27 protein-coding genes are annotated in these 20332 nt (G+C 60.6%); 25 read left to right on the forward strand and 2 right to left on the reverse strand.

All coding sequences use genetic code 11. The annotated features are described in order from the left end of the window. The first annotated feature begins 57 nt into the window (after positions 1-57). Positions 58-4242 carry a DNA-directed RNA polymerase subunit beta' gene (gene rpoC / locus JI748_RS05395; protein WP_201635775.1) on the forward strand — a complete coding sequence of 1395 codons (4185 nt, stop codon included), beginning with the start codon at positions 58-60 and terminating at the stop codon, positions 4240-4242. Between the two features lie 154 nt (positions 4243-4396). Here rpoC and JI748_RS05400 read toward each other — a convergent pair whose 3' ends face one another. Both JI748_RS05400 and JI748_RS05405 read right to left on the reverse strand, forming a co-directional pair. Then, on the reverse strand, positions 4397-5488 hold the full coding sequence (locus JI748_RS05400) for an NAD(P)-binding domain-containing protein (protein WP_201635777.1): 1092 nt from the start codon (positions 5486-5488) through the stop codon (positions 4397-4399). Between the two features lie 42 nt (positions 5489-5530). Next, a complete protein-coding gene (locus JI748_RS05405) occupies positions 5531-6373 on the reverse strand; it encodes an aldo/keto reductase (protein ID WP_201635779.1) in 843 nt (280 codons plus the stop codon). Positions 6374-6480: 107 nt separating this feature from the next. Here JI748_RS05405 and JI748_RS05410 point away from each other — a divergent pair, with 107 nt between their 5' ends. From JI748_RS05410 to rpsE, 24 genes are all read left to right on the forward strand, one after another. Then, positions 6481-6924: a YdeI/OmpD-associated family protein gene (locus JI748_RS05410; protein ID WP_201635781.1), complete on the forward strand. Its 444-nt coding sequence runs from the start codon at positions 6481-6483 to the stop codon at positions 6922-6924. Between the two features lie 428 nt (positions 6925-7352). Continuing rightward, entirely contained in the window at positions 7353-7724 is a 372-nt protein-coding gene (gene rpsL / locus JI748_RS05415) for a 30S ribosomal protein S12 (RefSeq protein WP_035080811.1), read from the forward strand. Positions 7725-7736: 12 nt separating this feature from the next. Next, positions 7737-8207, forward strand: a complete 471-nt coding sequence (gene rpsG, locus JI748_RS05420; RefSeq protein ID WP_201635783.1) for a 30S ribosomal protein S7 — start codon at positions 7737-7739, stop codon at positions 8205-8207. Positions 8208-8219: 12 nt separating this feature from the next. Continuing rightward, the gene (gene fusA / locus JI748_RS05425) at positions 8220-10310 is read left to right on the forward strand and encodes an elongation factor G (RefSeq protein WP_201635785.1); all 2091 of its coding nucleotides are present in this window, start codon (positions 8220-8222) and stop codon (positions 10308-10310) included. 65 nt (positions 10311-10375) lie between these two features. Continuing rightward, a complete protein-coding gene (tuf, locus tag JI748_RS05430) occupies positions 10376-11566 on the forward strand; it encodes an elongation factor Tu (protein ID WP_201635787.1) in 1191 nt (396 codons plus the stop codon). Positions 11567-11634: 68 nt separating this feature from the next. Further along, positions 11635-11943: a 30S ribosomal protein S10 gene (rpsJ, locus tag JI748_RS05435; protein WP_201635789.1), complete on the forward strand. Its 309-nt coding sequence runs from the start codon at positions 11635-11637 to the stop codon at positions 11941-11943. Between the two features lie 82 nt (positions 11944-12025). After that, positions 12026-12721 (forward strand): 50S ribosomal protein L3, encoded by a 696-nt coding sequence (rplC, locus tag JI748_RS05440; RefSeq protein ID WP_164534034.1) that lies wholly within the window; start codon positions 12026-12028, stop codon positions 12719-12721. Continuing rightward, entirely contained in the window at positions 12722-13339 is a 618-nt protein-coding gene (gene rplD, locus JI748_RS05445) for a 50S ribosomal protein L4 (protein ID WP_164534033.1), read from the forward strand. Then, a complete protein-coding gene (locus JI748_RS05450) occupies positions 13336-13629 on the forward strand; it encodes a 50S ribosomal protein L23 (RefSeq protein WP_201635791.1) in 294 nt (97 codons plus the stop codon). Before rplD ends, JI748_RS05450 begins: the two co-directional genes overlap by 4 nt. An 18-nt stretch (positions 13630-13647) precedes the next feature. Then, complete coding sequence (rplB, locus tag JI748_RS05455) at positions 13648-14487, forward strand: 50S ribosomal protein L2 (RefSeq protein ID WP_201635793.1); 840 nt, start codon at positions 13648-13650, stop codon at positions 14485-14487. Positions 14488-14491: 4 nt separating this feature from the next. Next, positions 14492-14770: a 30S ribosomal protein S19 gene (gene rpsS / locus JI748_RS05460; RefSeq protein ID WP_067453327.1), complete on the forward strand. Its 279-nt coding sequence runs from the start codon at positions 14492-14494 to the stop codon at positions 14768-14770. A 1-nt stretch (position 14771) separates the two neighbouring features. Further along, complete coding sequence (gene rplV / locus JI748_RS05465) at positions 14772-15152, forward strand: 50S ribosomal protein L22 (RefSeq protein WP_164534030.1); 381 nt, start codon at positions 14772-14774, stop codon at positions 15150-15152. Then, entirely contained in the window at positions 15152-15895 is a 744-nt protein-coding gene (gene rpsC / locus JI748_RS05470; RefSeq protein ID WP_201635795.1) for a 30S ribosomal protein S3, read from the forward strand. The genes rplV and rpsC overlap by 1 nt, the downstream gene beginning before the upstream one ends. 15 nt (positions 15896-15910) lie before the next feature. Continuing rightward, complete coding sequence (gene rplP, locus JI748_RS05475; protein ID WP_164534028.1) at positions 15911-16324, forward strand: 50S ribosomal protein L16; 414 nt, start codon at positions 15911-15913, stop codon at positions 16322-16324. Between the two features lie 11 nt (positions 16325-16335). After that, positions 16336-16530 (forward strand): 50S ribosomal protein L29, encoded by a 195-nt coding sequence (rpmC, locus tag JI748_RS05480; protein ID WP_164534027.1) that lies wholly within the window; start codon positions 16336-16338, stop codon positions 16528-16530. 10 nt (positions 16531-16540) lie between these two features. Further along, entirely contained in the window at positions 16541-16795 is a 255-nt protein-coding gene (gene rpsQ / locus JI748_RS05485; RefSeq protein WP_164534026.1) for a 30S ribosomal protein S17, read from the forward strand. 65 nt (positions 16796-16860) lie between these two features. Then, positions 16861-17229 (forward strand): 50S ribosomal protein L14, encoded by a 369-nt coding sequence (gene rplN / locus JI748_RS05490; protein ID WP_067453346.1) that lies wholly within the window; start codon positions 16861-16863, stop codon positions 17227-17229. Then, positions 17229-17540: a 50S ribosomal protein L24 gene (gene rplX / locus JI748_RS05495; RefSeq protein ID WP_201635797.1), complete on the forward strand. Its 312-nt coding sequence runs from the start codon at positions 17229-17231 to the stop codon at positions 17538-17540. The genes rplN and rplX overlap by 1 nt, the downstream gene beginning before the upstream one ends. Then, complete coding sequence (gene rplE / locus JI748_RS05500) at positions 17533-18090, forward strand: 50S ribosomal protein L5 (protein ID WP_201635799.1); 558 nt, start codon at positions 17533-17535, stop codon at positions 18088-18090. Before rplX ends, rplE begins: the two co-directional genes overlap by 8 nt. A 30-nt stretch (positions 18091-18120) precedes the next feature. Continuing rightward, positions 18121-18426: a 30S ribosomal protein S14 gene (gene rpsN, locus JI748_RS05505; RefSeq protein ID WP_164534023.1), complete on the forward strand. Its 306-nt coding sequence runs from the start codon at positions 18121-18123 to the stop codon at positions 18424-18426. A 12-nt stretch (positions 18427-18438) separates the two neighbouring features. Further along, positions 18439-18837 carry a 30S ribosomal protein S8 gene (gene rpsH / locus JI748_RS05510; protein ID WP_126151775.1) on the forward strand — a complete coding sequence of 133 codons (399 nt, stop codon included), beginning with the start codon at positions 18439-18441 and terminating at the stop codon, positions 18835-18837. A 32-nt stretch (positions 18838-18869) separates the two neighbouring features. After that, complete coding sequence (rplF, locus tag JI748_RS05515; RefSeq protein ID WP_201635801.1) at positions 18870-19403, forward strand: 50S ribosomal protein L6; 534 nt, start codon at positions 18870-18872, stop codon at positions 19401-19403. Between the two features lie 12 nt (positions 19404-19415). Further along, the gene (gene rplR, locus JI748_RS05520) at positions 19416-19778 is read left to right on the forward strand and encodes a 50S ribosomal protein L18 (protein WP_164534022.1); all 363 of its coding nucleotides are present in this window, start codon (positions 19416-19418) and stop codon (positions 19776-19778) included. A 20-nt stretch (positions 19779-19798) separates the two neighbouring features. Further along, positions 19799-20332, forward strand: a complete 534-nt coding sequence (gene rpsE / locus JI748_RS05525; RefSeq protein ID WP_201635803.1) for a 30S ribosomal protein S5 — start codon at positions 19799-19801, stop codon at positions 20330-20332.

A 20332-nucleotide genomic window follows, 5' to 3' on the forward strand; every position in this document is an offset into this window, starting at 1 on the left:
CATTCACTTCCTGAGGGAGCGGGCCTTGCCCCTCCTGACGGAAAGAGGAGAGAATTGATGAACCATCATTCCCACGTCATGGACCCGTTCAACCCGTCGGTTCCGGTTCAGACCTTCGATCAGATGAAGATCTCGATCGCGTCTCCGGAAAAGATTTTGAGCTGGTCCTACGGCGAGATCAAAAAGCCCGAGACAATCAACTACCGTACGTTCAAGCCGGAACGCGACGGCCTGTTCTGCGCGCGCATCTTTGGCCCCGTGAAGGACTACGAGTGCCTGTGCGGCAAGTACAAGCGCATGAAGTTCAAGGGCGTCATCTGCGAAAAGTGCGGCGTTGAAGTTACCCTCAGCCGCGTTCGTCGTGAGCGCATGGGCCATATCGAGCTCGCCGCTCCGGTTGCCCATATCTGGTTCCTGAAGTCCCTGCCGAGCCGCATCGCCCTGCTGCTCGACATGACGCTCAAGGATATCGAACGCATTCTCTACTTCGAGAACTATGTCGTTCTCGATCCCGGCCTGACCCCGTTCACACAGAACGAGCTTCTGACCGAAGAGCAGTTCCTCGACGCTCAGGACGAATACGGCGCCGACACCTTCACCGCCAAGATCGGCGCTGAAGCGATCCGCGATATCCTCCTCAACCTCGATCTCGAAAAGATCGCGGCTGACCTGCGCGTGGAAATCGCCGAGTCGACCACCGAGCTGAAGCCCAAGAAGCTGGCCAAGCGCCTCAAGATCGTCGAGCAGTTCATCGTTTCGGGCAACAAGCCCGAATGGATGATCATGACCGTCATTCCGGTGATCCCACCGGAACTGCGTCCGCTCGTTCCGCTCGATGGCGGCCGCTTTGCGACGTCCGATCTCAACGACCTCTACCGTCGCGTGATCAACCGCAACAACCGCCTCAAGCGCCTGATCGAGCTCCGCGCCCCGGACATCATCATCCGCAACGAAAAGCGCATGCTGCAGGAAGCTGTGGACGCGCTCTTCGACAACGGCCGCCGTGGCCGCACCATCACCGGTGCGAACAAGCGTCCGCTTAAGTCGCTCTCCGACATGCTCAAGGGCAAGCAGGGCCGCTTCCGCCAGAACCTCCTTGGCAAGCGCGTCGACTATTCGGGTCGTTCGGTGATCACCGTGGGTCCGAACCTGAAGCTCCACCAGTGCGGTCTTCCAAAGAAGATGGCGCTCGAGCTCTTCAAGCCCTTCATCTATTCGCGCCTCGAAGCCAAGGGCTTCAGCTCGACTGTGAAGCAGGCCAAGAAGCTCGTCGAAAAGGAAAAGCCCGAAGTCTGGGATATCCTCGACGAAGTCATCCGTGAGCATCCGGTTCTGCTGAACCGCGCGCCCACGCTGCACCGTCTTGGTATTCAGGCTTTCGAGCCGATCCTGATCGAAGGCAAGGCGATCCGTCTCCACCCGCTTGTCTGTTCGGCCTTCAACGCCGACTTCGACGGTGACCAGATGGCCGTGCACGTTCCGCTGTCGCTCGAAGCGCAGCTGGAAGCGCGCGTCCTGATGATGTCGACCAACAACATCCTTCATCCTGCCAATGGCCAGCCGATCATCGTGCCGAGCCAGGACATCGTGCTGGGTCTTTACTACCTGTCGCTGATGAATGATGGCGAGCCGGGCGAAGGCATGGCGTTCGCGTCCTATGCCGAACTCGAGCACGCGATCGACAACAACGTCGTCACCCTCCATACCAAGATCAAGGCACGCGTGCCCGCTTGGGATGCCGACGGCAAGAAGACCACCGAGATCGTGGAAACGACCCCGGGCCGCATGCTCATCGGTCAGATCCTGCCGCAGAACCCGGCAGTGCCGTTTGCCACGGCAAACCAGCTGATGACCAAGAAGATGATCTCCAAGATGATCGACACCGTGTATCGCGGTTGCGGCCAGAAGGAGACGGTCATTTTCTGTGACCGCGTCATGCAGCTTGGCTTCAAGAATGCCTGCGACGCCGGCATTTCGTTCGGCAAGGACGACATGGTCATCCCGGCCGCCAAGTACACGCTGGTCGACCAGACCCGCAAGCAGGTCGAAGAGTTCGAGCAGCAGTACAATGACGGCCTGATCACCCAGGGCGAAAAGTACAACAAGGTCGTGGACGCCTGGGCCAAGTGCGGTGACGCCGTCGCTGAAAAGATGATGGAAGCCATCCGCACCGTTCAGGTCGACCAGGAAACCGGCCGTCAGAAGCCGATCAACTCGGTCTACATGATGAGCCACTCCGGTGCTCGTGGTTCACCGGCTCAGATGAAGCAGCTTGCCGGCATGCGCGGCCTGATGGCTAAGCCGGATGGCTCGATCATCGAAACGCCGATCACCGCGAACTTCAAGGAAGGCCTCAACGTGCTGGAGTATTTCAACTCCACCCACGGTGCCCGCAAGGGTCTGGCCGACACCGCCTTGAAGACTGCAAACTCGGGTTACCTGACGCGCCGTCTCGTCGACGTTGCCCAGGACGCAATCATCATCACCGAAGATTGCGGCACCGAGCGCGGCCTCACCATGGAGCCCATCGTCGATGCCGGCCAGATCGTTGCTTCGATCGGCCAGCGCGTTCTCGGCCGCACCACGGCTGACGATGTGTTCCACCCGCTGACCGGCGACCTGATCGCTCCCAAGGGCACGCTGCTAGAGGAAAAGCATGTCGACGTGATCGAAGAGGCTCGCATCCAGTCGATCCGCATCCGCTCGCCGCTGGTCTGCGACCTGCGTCAGGGGTGCTGTGCCGCCTGCTACGGTCGCGATCTTGCTCGTGGTACGCCGGTCAATATCGGTGAAGCTGTGGGCGTCATCGCCGCGCAGTCGATCGGTGAACCGGGCACTCAGCTCACTATGCGTACGTTCCACATCGGTGGTACGGCCCAGGTGGTCGACAGCTCGTTCCTCGAGTCCGGTGCCGAAGGCAAGGTCGAGATTCGCAACCCGAACCTCGCCGATGTCGAAGGTGGCCGCCAGGTCGTCATGGCGCGTAACGTTTCCATCGCCATCGTCGACAACGAAGGCAAGGAACGGGCGACGCACAAGGTGACCTACGGCTCCAAGCTCCTGGTCAAGGAAGGCGACACCGTCCGTCGTGGCCAGCGCTTGGCTGAATGGGACCCCTACACCCGTCCGATCCTGGCGGAAGTTGAAGGCGAAGTCCTGTTCGAAGACCTGGTCGATGGTGCTTCCGTTGCGGAAAACACCGACGAAGCGACCGGCTTCACCAAGCGCGTCGTTATCGATTGGCGCGGCAATCAGCGTGGGGAAAACCTCAAGCCGGCTCTCGCAATCGCTCGTGGCGGCTCGGTTGCCAAGGTGGAACGTGGCGGCGACGCCCGTTACCTCCTTTCCGTCGACGCGGTTATCGCCGTCGAGCCGGGTGAGAAGGTTGCTCCGGGTGACGTCCTGGCTCGTATTCCGCTGGAGTCGGCCAAGACCAAGGACATCACCGGCGGTCTGCCGCGTGTGGCCGAATTGTTCGAAGCTCGCCGTCCGAAGGACCACGCCATCATCGCCGAGATCGATGGTACGATCCGCTTCGGCCGCGACTACAAGAACAAGCGTCGCGTCATCATCGAGCCGACCGAAGAGGGTGCTGAACCCGTCGAGTACCTGATCCCCAAGGGCAAGCCGTTCCACCTCCAGGAAGGCGACGCCATTGAGAAGGGTGAGTACATCCTCGACGGCAACCCGGCTCCGCACGACATCCTTGCCATCAAGGGCGTCGAGGAACTGGCACGCTACCTCGTCAATGAGATCCAGGAAGTCTACCGCCTGCAGGGCGTGTTGATTAACGATAAGCATATCGAAGTTATCGTTCGTCAGATGCTGCAGAAGGTGGAGATCGTGGTTCCGGGCGACTCCGGCCTGCTCAAGGACGAGCAGCTGGACAAGCTGGACTTCGACGAGCTCAACGATGCGCTGATTGCCGAAGGCAAGAAGCCGGCGACAGCCAACCCGGTGCTGCTCGGCATCACGAAGGCATCGCTGCAGACGCGTTCGTTCATTTCGGCGGCGTCGTTCCAGGAAACCACCCGCGTGCTCACCGAGGCTGCTGTCTCGGGCAAGGCGGACTTGCTGGAAGGCCTCAAGGAAAACGTCATCGTCGGCCGCCTCATCCCGGCTGGTACCGGTGCCGGTATCTCCTCGGCCAAGATGATCGCCACCAAGCGCGACGACCTGATCCTCGACGAGCGCCGCCGCCAGGCGAACACCGTCAAGATCGCAGCGCCTGCCGCTGAATAGACTGCAAGGCAAACAAGAATAGAGGAGGGGCCCCGTGGGGCCCCTTTTTATTTGCGCTATGAGACATCATCCTGAGCCTGTCGAAGGGCGAGGTCGGGAACGCTTAACCCCCACTCGCGCGACTTCGAGGCTCGACAGGTTCACCATGAGGACTCTAGGGGCGTAGTCCCAAGAACGCGGTCAGCTCCCGTGCCGCAGCGCTGCCGGCGCGGTTGGCGCCGATGGTGGAAGCGGAAGGGCCATAGCCGACCAGATGCACGCGCGGGTCTTTGGCCACCAAGGTGGCGAGGCGCCCGGTCATGGTGATGCCGCCACTTGGTTCGCGAAGCTGCAGTGGCGCCAGGTGATCGAGGGCACTCTGAAAGCCCGTGCACCAGAGGATGACGTCGACATCGAGCCTTGTCCCATCCTCCCAACGGACGCCGGTCGGCAGGATCTCGCTGAACATGGGCAGTCGATTGAGCGCGCCGCGTTCGCGCATAGCGACAATGGCAGGCGTGACCGGAAGGCCCGTGACCGACACAACCGCTCGTGGCGGCAGGCCGGCGCGGACGCGTTCCTCGACCATGGCGACGGCCCGCCGCCCTGCCTCCTGATCGAACGGGCCCTCGCGGAACCGCGGCAGCGTACGGGTGACCCAGGTCGTGCGCGTCACCTGCGAGATTTCATCCAACAGCTGAATGGCCGAAATACCGCCGCCGACCACGAGGACATGCTTGCCGCCGAACGTGTCGGCCGAGACATAATCCTTGGTATGGAGCTGGATGCCGCCAAAGGTTTCGGCGCCAGGGTAGGGTGGGATATAAGGCTTCTCCCAAGTGCCGGTGGCGTTGATGATGCCTTGAGCGGAAAACAAGCCGCGGTGGCTTTCTACCCGCAACCGCTCGCCGCGGTCGCAAACCACGCTGACCTTGGCTGGGCGCAGCACGTTGAGCCCGAAATGCTCTTCATAGGCGGCAAAGTAATGCGGCACCGCTACTGAAGCCTTGACGCTTTCGTCGCCGGCAAAGTCGCCAAACCCCATGCCGGGAAGGTCATGGACACGATTGACGGTAGTCAAGGTGAGTGATGGCCATCGATGCTGCCAGGCACCGCCCGGATGCGCGTTGGCGTCGAGCACCAGAAAATCATGACCGGAATCGAGGCCCAGCTGTTTGAGGTGATAGGCGGCACTGAGGCCTGCCTGTCCGGCGCCGATAACCACGATTGGGAGCTTCAAGGCAGGGCGGACAGATTGGGTCGGCAAGGAAGGCTCCGGGTCGCGCCCGAAGCCTTAACACGAAAGTAGTCAAAACAGCTGGTTGTTGTCTTCCGGCGTTGGCAGGGTCTTGCCATCCTCGCGATCCATGCGGTCGATCTGATTGACCTCGTCGGCCGAGAGCACAAAGTCCCAGACATCGAAATTCTCGGCCGCGCGTTCCGGCTTGCTGGACTTGGGCAGGACGATCAGGTTCTGCTGGATATGCCAGCGGATAATAACCTGGGCCGGCGTCTTGCCATGGCGTTTGGCGATTTCGACGATGGCTTCGTTTTCGAAAAGTCCGGTGTCCTGGCCACCAAGGGGGCTATAGCACTCGATCTGGATGTCGCGGTCACGATGGAACTCGCGAATATCGCGCTGCTGATAGGCAGGGTGCAATTCGAGTTGGTTGATGGCGGGTGTGACGCCTGTTTCGTCGACGATGCGCTGAATGTGCTCGGGCAAGAAGTTGGAAACGCCGATTGACTTCACCTTGCCCTGCTTCTGTGCTTCGACAAAGGCCGCCCAGGTTTCGGCATAGCGATCATGCTTGGGCGCGGGCCAGTGGATCAGGAAAAGATCGAGATGATCGAGCTTGAGGCGCTGCAGCGACTCATCGAGTGAGCGCAGCGCGCTGTCGTAACCCTGATGGTCGTTGCGCAGCTTGGAGGTAATGAAGAGCTCGTCGCGCCCAACGCTCGATTGGCGGATCGCCTCGCCGACACCACCCTCATTGCTGTAGCCCTGTGCGGTATCGATATGGCGGTATCCAGCATCGATCGCAGCACCCACTACGCGTGGCGCATCCGACTCTTCAAGCCGCCAAACGCCAAAGCCAAGCTGCGGAATGGAGTTGCCGTCGTTGAGGGGAATGGCGGGTGTGTCAGTCATGAACCTGTCTCCAAAGGGATGTGGCCGACTAACGGCGCAACTCCGAACTGGCTCCATTTGCTTTTCCGGCATATGCGGCTCTATCCTAGGGGCATGGAGGGAAAGCCATGAAGTTCACGACGACGATCCTGCTCGATGGCAACAATACCGGCATCGTCGTGCCTGACGACGTGTTGGCCGAGCTGGGTGGCGGCAAGCGACCGGCCGTCAATGTCACCGTCGGCAAGCTGACCTACCGGTCCACAGTGGCGCAGATGGGCGGCAAGAACCTCATCTCGCTGAGCGCAGCGCGCCGGGCCGAGTCGGGCGTCGCCGGCGGCGATACGGTTGAGGTCGAGCTCACGCTCGATACCACCCCACGTGAAGTGGACGTGCCGGAGGATATGGCCTCCATTCTGGCCAACGAACCGGATGCGAAAGCTTTCTTCGACAGCTTGTCCTTCAGCAACAAATCCAAGCACGTTCTGTCCATCACGGAAGCCAAGACGGCTGAGACGCGCCAGCGGCGGGTCGAGAAGGCGATGGAAATGCTGCGCGCCGGCAAGAAGTAGGGCAGGGTAGGCGCCGAACGGATTTGCAGTGATCCGTCCAATGGTCTTCATGGCCGATATGGCCGAAACGCAAGGCTCTGCCTCGATTTAATCACGAAAGAATCCTTGACGGGGCGAGTCATCGGCTCTAAACAGCGCCTACCTAAGCGGTCGGTCGTGATTGTCACACCGGGTCCCTGCCACCTAGCGCGGGAATCCAGGACACTCAAACACACTGTCGGGTAACTAGACGACGTAAATCCTTGTGCGCATGACTGCTGCCTTTTCGGGCGGGTGGTCCGCTGCAACTGAGGCGCCGCCGTATCCCTTCGTGGGTCGGGCGAGCGCCGCTTTGGTTTGCTTGTGTAGACCGCCGACGCGCTCATTTGAGTGCGAAACGTAAGAACTGGTGCTTTCGGCACCAAATTTTGGACAATGGAAAGAGCGCAATGCCCACCATTAATCAGCTGATCCGCAAGCCACGCGCCAGCAAGCCAAAGCGGAACAAGGTTCCGGCCATGGAAGCGAACCCGCAAAAGCGCGGCGTATGCTCCCGTGTGTATACCACGACCCCGAAGAAGCCGAACTCGGCTCTGCGCAAGGTAGCCAAGGTTCGCCTGACCAACCAGCGCGAAGTGATTTCGTATATCCCGGGAGAAGGTCACAACCTTCAGGAGCACTCCGTCGTGCTCATCCGCGGCGGCCGCGTTCGCGACTTGCCGGGTGTCCGCTATCACGTGCTCCGCGGCGTCCTCGACACGCAGAGCGTGAAGGATCGCAAGCAGCGCCGTTCCAAGTACGGCGCGAAGCGTCCGAAGTAAGGAGATCGAGATATGTCCCGTCGTCACCGCGCAGAAAAACGCGACGTTATTCCTGATCCCAAGTTCGGCGATCTGGTCGTCACCAAGTTCATGAATTCCCTGATGAAGGACGGCAAGAAGTCTGCTGCCGAATCCATCGTCTATGGCGCTTTCGACATCGTCGAGAGCAAGACCAAGCAGGATCCGATCACCGTCTTCCACGGCGCCCTGGACAATATCCGTCCGGCCGTTGAAGTGCGTTCGCGCCGCGTCGGTGGTGCAACGTATCAGGTTCCGGTCGAAGTCCGCACGGACCGTCAGCAGGCCCTGGCCATCCGCTGGCTCATCGAATCCGCCCGCAAGCGCGGAGAGAACACCATGCGTGAACGCCTTTCCGGCGAACTCATGGATGCGATGAATGGCCGTGGTCAGGCCGTCAAGAAGCGCGAAGATACGCACCGTATGGCTGACGCCAACCGTGCCTTCTCGCACTACCGCTGGTAGTAGGAGCGCCCCATGGCACGCGATTACCCAATCAATCTCTATCGTAACTTCGGCATCATGGCTCACATCGATGCTGGCAAGACGACCACGACCGAACGCATCCTCTACTACACCGGCAAGTCCCATAAGATCGGCGAAGTCCACGACGGCGCCGCGACCATGGACTGGATGGAGCAGGAGCAGGAACGCGGCATCACCATCACGTCCGCTGCGACCACGACCTTCTGGAAGGGTCGCGACGGCACGATGCACCGCTTCAACATCATCGACACCCCCGGCCACGTGGACTTCACCATTGAAGTCGAACGTTCGCTGCGCGTGCTCGACGGTGCCGTCGCTCTGCTCGACGCCAATGCCGGCGTCGAACCGCAGACCGAAACCGTCTGGCGCCAGGCCGACAAGTACAACGTTCCGCGTCTGATCTTCGTCAACAAGATGGACAAGATCGGTGCCGACTTCTACCGCTGTGTCGAGATGATCGGTTCGCGCCTTGGCGCCCGTGCCGTTCCAGTGCAGCTGCCGATCGGTGCCGAAAACGAGTTCAAGGGCGTCGTCGACCTGATCGAGATGAACGCACTCGTCTGGCGCAACGAAGAACTCGGTGCCCAGTGGGACGTCGTCGAGATCCCCGAGGACCTCAAGGAACGTGCCGCTGAATACCGCGAGCGCATGATCGAAGCTGCCGTCGAACTCGACGATGCTGCGATGGAAGCCTACTTGAACGGCGACATGCCGAACAACGACACCATCCGTCGTCTGCTTCGTCAGGGTACCATCGACACCAAGTTCTTCCTGGTGTTCGCTGGTTCGGCCTTCAAGAACAAGGGCGTGCAGCCCCTGCTCAACGGCGTCATCGACTTCCTGCCCGCTCCGGGCGACGTTCCGGCTATCCAGGGCGTCGATGCCCGTACGGAAGAGCCGATCGAGCGTCATGCCGACGACAACGAACCGCTGGCCATGCTGGCATTCAAGATCGCCAACGACCCGCACATGGGTACGCTGACCTTCTGCCGCATCTACTCGGGCAAGCTCGAGCAGGGCATGATGCTGGAAAACACCGTCAAGGAAAAGCGCGAGCGCGTTGGTCGTCTGTTCCAGATGCACGCCAACAGCCGCGAGCAGATCACCGAAGCCTATGCCGGCGACATCGTCGCCATCGTGGGTCTCAAGGACACCACCACTGGTGACACGCTCTGCCCGTCGAACGCTCAGGTCATCCTTGAACGCATGGTGTTCCCGGAGCCGGTGATCGACATCTCGGTGGAACCGAAGTCCAAGGCCGACCAGGAAAAGATGGGCCTCGCGCTCAATCGCCTCGCAGCCGAAGATCCGACCTTCCGCGTCAAGACCGACGAAGAATCCGGCCAGACCATCATCTCGGGCATGGGCGAACTTCACCTCGACATCCTCGTCGACCGCATGCGTCGCGAGTTCAAGGTCGAGGCCAATATCGGCCAGCCGCAGGTGGCTTACCGTGAAACGATCACCAAGTCGGCTCAGGTGGATTATACCCACAAGAAGCAGTCCGGTGGTTCGGGCCAGTTCGCCCGCGTCAAGCTCACCGTCGAGCCGTCCGAAGTCGGCAAGGGTCTTGAGTTCGTGAACGCCGTCGTTGGTGGTTCGGTCCCCAAGGAATACGTCCCGGGCGTCGAAAAGGGCGTCAAGTCGGTGATGTCGGCAGGTCCGCTGATCGGCTTCCCGATCGTGGACGTCAAGGTCACCCTGACCGAAGGCGCCTACCACGACGTGGACTCCTCCGTGCTGGCATTCGAAATTGCTGGCCGTGCTGGTTTCAACGAAGGTCTGCGCAAGGCATCTCCCAAGATCCTTGAGCCGATCATGAAGGTTGAAGTTGTCACGCCGGAAGACTACATGGGCGACGTCATCGGCGATCTCAACTCGCGTCGTGGTCAGATCCAGGGCACTGAAAGCCGTGGCATCCTCCAGGTCGTGAATGCTTTCGTACCGCTCGCGAACATGTTCGGCTACGTGAACTCGCTGCGCTCCATGAGCCAGGGTCGTGCACAGTATTCGATGACGTTCGACCACTACGAGCAGGTACCGCAGGCGGTCGCCGACGAAGTCCAGGCCAAGTACGCCTAACAACAGCGCAAGCTAAGAAACTCAACTGTAAGTCGGCCTTTGCGCTGACGAATTGGAGAAAAGCGATGGGCAAAGAAAAGTTCGCTCGCAACAAGCCGCACTGCAATATCGGGACCATCGGTCACGTTGACCATGGCAAGACCTCGCTGACTGCAGCAATCACCAAGGTTCTGGCTGAGACCGGCGGCGCTACCTTCAAGGCGTATGACCAGATCGACGCTGCTCCGGAAGAAAAAGCCCGCGGCATCACCATCAACACCGCCCACGTCGAGTACGAGACGACCAACCGTCACTACGCTCACGTCGACTGCCCCGGCCACGCCGACTATGTGAAGAACATGATCACCGGTGCTGCCCAGATGGACGGCGCGATCCTGGTCGTGTCGGCTGCCGACGGTCCGATGCCGCAGACCCGCGAGCACATCCTGCTCGCCCGTCAGGTTGGTGTTCCGGCTCTCGTCGTGTTCCTCAACAAGTGCGACATGGTCGACGATCCGGAACTGCTCGAGCTCGTTGAACTCGAAGTTCGCGAACTGCTGTCGTCCTACGAATTCCCGGGCGATGACATTCCGATCATCAAGGGTTCGGCTCTGGCCGCTCTCGAAAACTCGGACCAGAAGCTCGGCCACGACGCCGTTCTCGAGCTGATGGCTGCCGTTGACTCGTACATCCCGCAGCCGGAACGTCCGGTTGACCAGCCGTTCCTCCTGCCGATCGAAGACGTGTTCTCGATCTCGGGCCGCGGCACCGTGGTCACCGGCCGTGTCGAACGCGGTATCGTCAAGGTTGGCGAAGAAGTCGAAATCGTCGGCATCAAGGCAACCCAGAAGACCACCGTGACCGGTGTCGAAATGTTCCGCAAGCTGCTCGACTCGGGTGAAGCTGGCGACAACATCGGCGCTCTGATCCGTGGTATCGATCGCACTCAGGTTGAGCGCGGCCAGGTTCTCTGCAAGCCCGGTTCCGTGACCCCGCACACCGACTTCGTTGCTGAGGCCTATATCCTCACCAAGGAAGAAGGCGGCCGTCACACTCCGTTCTTCGGCAACTACCGTCCGCAGTTCTACTTCCGCACCACCGACGTGACCGGCATCGTGACGCTGCCGGAAGGCACCGAGATGGTCATGCCAGGCGACAACATCAACATGAACGTCCAGCTCATCGTTCCGATCGCCATGGAAGAGAAGCTCCGCTTCGCTATCCGTGAAGGTGGCCGCACCGTCGGCGCCGGCGTCGTCGCGAAGATCCTGAAGTAAAACGTCCACCAGACATTCGCGGCGCGCGATAAAGCGCGCCGCGATCCATTTTGTCAGGATTTGAGAAGATGAACGGTCAGAATATTCGCATCCGCCTCAAGGCGTTTGACCATCGCGTGCTCGACGCCTCGACGCGCGAGATCGTGTCGACGGCCAAGCGTACGGGTGCGCAGGTGCGCGGGCCGATCCCGCTGCCGACCCACATCGACAAGTTCACGGTCAACCGTTCGCCGCACATCGACAAGAAGTCGCGCGAGCAGTTCGAGATCCGGACCCACAAGCGTCTTCTGGACATTGTGGACCCGACTCCCCAGACGGTCGATGCACTGATGAAGCTTGATCTTGCTGCCGGCGTAGACGTCGAAATCAAGCTCTAAACAAACAAGTATCCGCGCCTGCCGCCAAAAGGGTCCTCTGAAACCATGACCCGGCAGAGCGCCAAAAAGAAGGTAAGAACCGATGCGTTCTGGATTGATCGCACAGAAGCTGGGGATGACGCGCATCTTCACAGAGGACGGCTCGCACGTTCCTGTGACGGTGTTGAGTCTGGAGAACTGCCAGGTGGTAGGCCAGCGTAGCGTTGAGCGGGACGGCTATGTCGCCCTGCAGCTCGGCGCAGGCCAGGCCAAGGCCAAGAACGTCAGCAAGGCCGAGCGCGGCCAGTATGCTGTCGCCAAGGTAGAGCCCAAGCGTCACGTGGTGGAATTCCGCGTCGATGAGGACAACCTCATCGAAGTTGGTGCGACCTTCAAGGCCGACCACTTTGCCGAAGGCCAGTTGGTCGACGTTACCGGCACTTCCATCGGTAAGGGTTTTGCCGGCGGTATGAAGCGCTGGAACTTCGGTGGTCTGCGTGCCTCGCACGGTGTGTCCGTGTCGCACCGCTCGATCGGTTCTACCGGTGGCCGTCAGGACCCGGGTAAGACCTTCAAGAACAAGAAGATGCCGGGCCATATGGGCGATCGCCGTATCACCACGCAGAACGTCAAGGTCGTCAAGACCGACGTGGAGCGTGGCCTGATCCTGATCCAGGGTTCGGTCCCGGGTGCCAAGGGCGCCTGGATCATGATCAAGGACGCCGTCAAGAAGCCGGCTCCCGCGAACTTGACCCTGCCGGGTTCGTTCGAGGCCGCTGCTGCGGGAGAAGCGAAGTAAATGGAACTCCAGGTAACCAATCTCGACGGCACGTCTGCCGGCTCGATCGAACTGAAGGACGACGTGTTCGGCCTTGAAGTTCGTCCCGACATTCTGCACCGCATGGTTCGCTACCAGCAGCTTAAGGCTATGGCTGGCACGCATGACGTGAAGAACCGCTCCGAAGGCGCTGCCACGGGCAAGAAGTTCAAGAAGCAGAAGGGTGGCGGCGCACGTCACGGCGACCGCAAGGCTCCCCAGTTCCGTGGTGGTGGCCGTGCATTCGGTCCGACCCCGCGCAGCCATGCGATCGACCTTCCCAAGAAGGTTCGCGTCCTTGCTCTCAAGCATGCGCTCTCGTCCAAGGCCAAGTCCGGCTCGCTGATCGTCATCGACAGCGTCGCACAGACCGAAGCCAAGACCGCAGCTTTGCGGACCACGTTCGGCAAGCTGGCATGGGCCAATGCGCTGATCATCGATGGTGCGACCGTCGACCAGAACTTTGCGCTGGCCGCCCGCAACATTCCCCATATCGACGTGCTGCCGATCCAGGGCATCAATGTCGTTTCGATCCTCAAGCGCGACAAGCTCGTGCTGACCAAGGCAGCGCTAGAAGCGCTCGAAGCGAGGTTCGCATGAACAAGCTTGCCGCATACGACATCATCCGCAGCCCGGTCGTGACTGAAAAGTCGACCATGGCCTCGGAAAACAACCAGGTCGTTTTCGACGTGGCGATCGATGCCAACAAGACCGACATCAAGGCCGCCATCGAGCAGCTCTTCTCGGTCAAGGTCAAGGCAGTGAACACCCTGGTCCGCAAGGGCAAGGTGAAGCGCTTCCGTGGTCGGGTTGGTACGCGCAACGACGTCAAGAAGGCGATCGTCACCCTCGTCGACGGTCAGTCGATCGATATCTCGACCGGCCTCTAAGGGATAAGAGACAGCAAAATGGCTCTAAAAACTTACAATCCCACCTCCGAAGGCCGTCGTACGCTCGTCACGACCGATCGTTCGGAACTCTGGAAGGGCTCGCCGGTCAAGTCGCTGACCGTTGGTCTCACCAAGTCCGGTGGTCGCAACAACACTGGCCGCATCACCTCCTACCATCGTGGTGGTGGTCACAAGCGCTCGTACCGCATGGTCGACTTCAAGCGCGTCAAGTTCGATGCCGTCGGGACCGTTGAACGTCTCGAATACGATCCGAACCGCACCGCCTGGATCGCGCTGATCAAGTACGAAGACGGCGAGCTGGCCTATATCGTGGCTCCGCAGCGTCTTGCTGCCGGCGACAAGGTCGTTTCTTCGATGAACGGCGCTGACGTCAAGCCGGGCAACGCGATGCCGCTGGAACGCATGCCGGTCGGTACCATCGTGCACAACATCGAGCTCAAGCCCCGCAAGGGTGGCCAGGTCGCTCGTTCTGCCGGTGCCTATGCCCAGTATGTCGGCCGTGACCAGGGTTGGGCGATCCTTCGCCTCAATTCGGGTGAACAGCGCCGCGTCCATGGTTCGTGCCTCGCCACCGTTGGTGCCGTGTCCAACCAGGACCATGCCAACACCTCGATGGGCAAGGCCGGCCGCAATCGCTGGCTGGGCAAGAAGCCCGTCAACCGCGGCGTCACCATGAACCCGGTCGACCACCCCCACGGTGGTGGTGAAGGCCGTACCTCTGGTGGCCGTCACCCGGTTTCCCCGTGGGGCAAGCCGACCAAGGGCAAGCGCACGCGCAGCAACAAGGCTACGGACCAGTTTATCGTTCGCAGCCGTCACTTGAAGAAGGGCAGGTAAAAACATGACCCGTTCGATTTGGAAGGGGCCGTTTGTTGACGGCTATCTGCTCAAGAAGGCCGAAAAGGCCCAGTCCTCTGGCCGCAACGATGTGGTCAAGATCTGGTCCCGCCGTTCGACCATCCTGCCGCAGTTCGTTGGTATCACCTTCGGCGTCCACAATGGCCAGAAGCACATTCCGGTCAGCGTCACCGAAGAAATGATCGGCCACAAGTTCGGCGAATTCGCTCCGACCCGTACCTATTACGGGCACGCGGCCGACAAGAAGGCCAAGAGGAAGTAAGATGGGCAAGCCAAAAACTGAGCGCGCTCTCAAGGATAACGAGGCTAAGGCTGTGCTGCGCATGCTGCGCATCAGCCCTCAGAAGCTGAACCTCGTCGCGCAGTTGATCCGTGGCAAGAAGGTCGAGCGGGCTCTCGCCGATCTCGAATTCAGCCACAAGCGCATCTCTGGCCAGGTGAAGAAGGTGCTCGAGAGCGCCATCGCCAATGCCGAGAACAACCATGGCCTGGACACCGACGCCCTCGTCGTTGCCGAAGCCTTTGTCGGCAATTCGCTGGTGATGAAGCGCTTCATGGCTCGTGGCCGCGGCAAGTCTGCCCGCGTCGAGAAGCCATTCTCGCATCTGACGATCATCGTCCGGCAAGTTGAGGAGGCCGCATAATGGGCCAGAAGATCAATCCAATCGGCTTCCGCCTGGGCATCAACCGCACCTGGGACAGCCGCTGGTTCGCCAACAAGGGCGAATACGGCTCGCTGCTGCAGGAAGACCTCAAGATCCGCACCATGCTGATGCAGGATCTCAAGGCTGCTGCGGTCTCCAAGATCGTCATCGAGCGTCCGCACCGCAAGTGCCGCGTGTCGATCCACACTGCCCGTCCGGGCATTGTGATCGGCAAGAAGGGCGCTGACATCGACAAGATTCGCGCCAAGGTGAAGAAGTTCACCGACAGCGAAGTGCACATCAACATCGTTGAAGTGCGCAAGCCGGAAACCGATGCGACGCTGGTTGCCCAGGGCATTGCCCAGCAGCTGGAACGCCGCGTGGCCTTCCGCCGTGCCATGAAGCGCGCCGTGCAGACCGCGATCCGCATGGGCGCCGGCGGTATCCGCGTCAACGTTGGTGGCCGCCTCGGTGGCGCCGACATCGCTCGTACCGAATGGTACCGCGAAGGACGCGTGCCGCTGCACACCCTGCGCGCCGACATCGACTACGGCACTGCCGAAGCCGAAACCACCTATGGCATCATTGGCATCAAGGTCTGGATCTTCAAGGGCGAAGTCCTTGAGCACGATCCGTCCGCCCATGAGCGCCGTGCCACCGAAGGCGGCGAAGGCGGCCAGCGTAACGACCGTGACCGCGAACCGCGTCGTGAACGCGGCGACCGCGACCGCGAACGCGCATAAGAAGGTTAGTTCATTATGCTGCAACCTAAAAAGACCAAGTTCCGCAAGGCCCATAAGGGCCGCATCCATGGCCTGGCCAAGGGTGGTACGGATCTCGCCTTCGGCCAGTATGCACTCAAGGCCACCGAGCCGGAACGTGTTACTGCCCGTCAGATCGAAGCCGCTCGTCGCGCGATCACTCGCGAAATGAAGCGTCAGGGCCGCGTGTGGATCCGGATTTTCCCGGATCTGCCAGTCTCCAAGAAGCCTACCGAAGTTCGTATGGGTAAGGGTAAGGGCTCGGTGGAATACTGGGCAGCGCGCGTAAAGCCCGGCCGCATCGTTTTTGAGATTGACGGCGTACCCGAAGACGTTGCAAAGGAGGCCCTTCGCCTCGGAGCAATGAAGTTGCCGATCACCACGCGTATTGTCACGCGTATTGCCGACTAAGGAACACGAGTATGAAAGCCAGTGATGTGCGGGCCAAGACCGCAGACGAACTGAATGATCAGCTCGTCGACCTGAAGAAAGAACAGTTCAACCTGCGTTTCCAGCGCGCTACCCAGCAGTTGGAAAAGCCGGCTCGAGTGAAGGAAGTCCGCCGCGACATCGCGCGGATCAAGACCATCCTCGGCCAAAAGAACGCAGCTAAGTAAGGAAGACTCCATGCCAAAGCGCGTTCTGCAGGGGACTGTCGTCTCCGACGCCAACGACAAGACCATCGTGGTCCGTGTCGAGCGCCGTTTCACCCATCCGCTTCTCAAGAAGACCGTGCGTCGTTCCAAGAAGTATCACGCTCACGACGAGAACAATCTGGCCAAGGTCGGCCAGACCGTGTGGATCGAGGAAACCGCGCCGATCAGCAAGAACAAGCGCTGGACCCTGGTCCAGGACAACGCTTCGTCTGCGCAATCCGCGTAAGAGAAACAATTCAGGTCGGCGCGCCGGATGACGGTCGCAGCCGATAAACTAGAAGGCATCCAGTCATGATCCAGATGCAGTCCAATCTCGATGTCGCCGACAATTCCGGCGCCAAGCGAGTCATGTGCATCAAGGTGCTGGGCGGTTCGCATCGCAAGTACGCCTCGGTCGGCGACGTTATCGTCGTTTCGGTCAAGGACGCTATTCCGCGCGGCCGCGTTAAGAAGGGCCAAGTGATGAAGGCCGTGGTGGTTCGCACCGCAACCGACATCCGTCGCCCCGATGGCACCGTCATCCGTTTCGACAAGAACGCCGCCGTTCTTCTGAACAATCAGAAAGAGCCGATCGGCACCCGTATCTTCGGACCAGTTCCGCGCGAACTCCGCGCCAAGAACCACATGAAGATCATTTCGCTCGCTCCTGAGGTGCTGTAATGGCCGCCAAGATCAAGAAGGGCGACAAAGTGGTCGTCCTGGCCGGCAAGGACAAGGGCAAGACCGGTCAGGTCCTGTCCGTCATCCCGACCGAAACCAAGGCGCTGGTCCAGGGTATCAACCTTGTCCGCCGCCACCAGAAGCAGACTGCCTCGCAGGATGCCGGCATCTTCACCAAGGAAGCGCCGATCCACCTGTCGAACCTGGCCGTCGCCGATGCCAATGGCAAGCCCAGCCGCGTCGGTTTCTCGATTGTCGACGGCGTGAAGTCGCGCGTCGCCAAGACCACCGGAGATAAGATCGATGGCTGAGACCGCTTACGTTCCGCGTCTCCGGACCGAATACGACGACAAGATCAAGGCCGCACTGCGTGAGCAGTTCAGCTACAAGAACGTCATGGAATTGCCGCGCCTGGACAAGATCGTCCTCAACATGGGCGTTGGCGAAGCCGTCAACGACACCAAGAAGGTGAAGTCGGCTGCCGACGAGCTGCAGAAGATCGCTGGCCAGAAGCCGGTCATCACCCACGCTCGCAAGTCGATCGCAGGCTTCAAGGTTCGCGAAAACATGCCGCTTGGCGTCAAGGTGACGCTGCGCAAGACCCGCATGTACGAATTCCTGGACCGCCTGGTGACGATCGCCTTGCCGCGCGTCCGCGACTTCCGCGGCCTTAACCCGAACGCGTTCGACGGCAATGGCAACTACGCCATGGGCCTCAAGGAACACATCGTTTTCCCCGAAATCAACTACGATCAGATCGATCAGGTTTGGGGCATGGACATCGTGATCTGCACGACGGCCAAGAACGACGATGAGGCGCGTGCGCTTCTCAAGGCTTTCAACTTCCCGTTCCGCCAGTAAGCGGGCAGGGGAAGGATAAAGGATCAGGAAATGGCAAAGACCAGCTCCATCGAAAAGAACAAGAAGCGCGCCGCTCTGGCCAAGCAGTATGCCGACAAGCGCGCAGCGCTCAAGGCTACCATCAAGAGCCAGGACACTCCCATCGAGGAACGCTTCAAGGCCGGCCTCAAGCTGGCTGAACTGCCGCGCAACTCGGCCAAGGTTCGAATTCGCAACCGTTGCGAAGTGTCGGGCCGCCCGCGTGGTTACTATCGCAAGCTCAAGATGAGCCGTATTGCTCTGCGTCAGCTGGGCAACCTGGGCATGATCCCGGGCCTCGTTAAGTCGAGCTGGTAAGGAGATCATCAGATGAGCTTTTCCGATCCCATCGGCGATATGCTGACCCGCATCCGCAACGCTCAGGAGCGTCGCAAGAATTCCGTTACGACGCCGGCTTCGACCCTTCGTGGTCGCGTGCTGGACGTTCTCCAGTCCGAGGGTTTCATCCGCGGCTACTCGGAGACCAAGTTCGAGAACGGTGCTGCCGAATACGAAATCGAACTCAAGTATTCGGAAAATGAAGGCGTGATCCGCACCATCGAGCGCGTTTCCCGTCCAGGCCGCCGCGTCTACGCGTCGGTGAAGAATATCCCGCAGGTGGCCAATGGCCTGGGTGTCTCGATCCTCTCCACCCCCAAGGGTGTGATGGCCGATCACGAAGCCAAGGCTGCCAATGTGGGCGGCGAGGTACTCTGCCGCGTCTTCTAAGGCGCGGCAAGACGATGACTCAAGGATAGAATATGTCACGTACTGGCAAGAAACCGGTGGCCCCGGTAAGCGGCGTTGCGGTAACGATCAATGATCGTACCGTCTCGGCCAAGGGCCCAAAGGGCGAGCTCAGCATCGTTCTGATGGATGAGGTCAATGTCGAGCAGGGGGACAATGGCGTGTCCATTACCCCGTCCAACGACACCCGTGAGGCTCGGGCCGCCTGGGGTACCACCCGCGCGCTGATCCAGAACATGGTCACCGGTGTGAGCGCCGGCTACGAAAAGCGTCTGGCCATCCAGGGCGTTGGTTACCGCGCCGCGATGCAGGGCAAGGACGTCAAGCTCTCGCTCGGTTTCAGCCATGAAGTGGTGTATCAGGCTCCGCAGGGCATCACCCTTGCCGTTCCGGCACCGACGGAAATCGTCGTCACCGGCATCGACAAGCAGCAGGTTGGCCAGGTTGCGGCCGAGATCCGCAGCTGGCGTCCCCCCGAGCCCTACAAGGGCAAGGGCGTGCGTTACGCTGGCGAGCAGGTCTTCCGCAAAGAAGGCAAGAAGAAGTAAGGAGCGCCGGAAATGGCAATTTCTGCAAAGGGTGCGGATCGCCGCAAGGCCCGTGTCCGCAAGGCGCTCAAGGCTCGTGCCTTTGGTCGTCCCCGTCTGTCGGTTTTCCGTTCGGACAAGAATATCTACGCCCAGATCATCGACGACGCGAATGGCCGTACGCTGGCCGCCGCTTCGACCCTCGAGAAGGACTTCAAGAGTTCTACCTCGAACGGCGCAACCACCGAAGCTGCAGCTGCCATCGGCAAGCTGATCGCCGAGCGTGGCCAGCAGGCCGGGGTTGGCGAGGTTGTGTTCGACCGTGGCGCCTACATCTATCACGGCCGTGTTAAGGCCCTTGCAGACGCTGCCCGTGAGGGCGGTCTGCAGTTCTAACCCGGCGAGGAAAAGATAAAATGAGCAGAGACGTACAAGAGCGCGAAAGCGAGTTCGTCGATCGCCTGGTTCACATCAACCGTGTGGCCAAGGTTGTGAAGGGCGGCAAGCGCTTTGGTTTCGCAGCCCTCGTCGTTGTTGGTGACCAAAAGGGTCGCGTCGGCTTCGGCCACGGCAAGGCCCGCGAAGTTCCAGAAGCGATCCGCAAGGCAACCGAACAGGCCAAGCGCCAGATGATCCGCGTGCCGCTGCGCGACGCCCGGACCCTCCATCACGACATCACCGGCCGCCACGGCGCCGGCAAGGTCGTGCTGCGTGCCGCCGTTCCTGGTACCGGCATCATCGCCGGTGGTCCGATGCGCGCCGTGTTCGAGACCCTTGGGATCAACGACATCGTTGCCAAGTCGACCGGTACCTCGAACCCCTACAACATGGTCCGCGCCACTTTCGACGCTCTCAAGAATGTCGATAGCCCGCGCTCGGTGGCTGCCCGTCGCGGCCTCAAGGTTTCCGAACTGCAGGCTCGCCGCGGCGAAGCTGCCGTCGAAGCCTGA

Source organism: Devosia rhizoryzae (assembly GCF_016698665.1).
GTDB classification, from domain to species: domain Bacteria; phylum Pseudomonadota; class Alphaproteobacteria; order Rhizobiales; family Devosiaceae; genus Devosia; species Devosia rhizoryzae.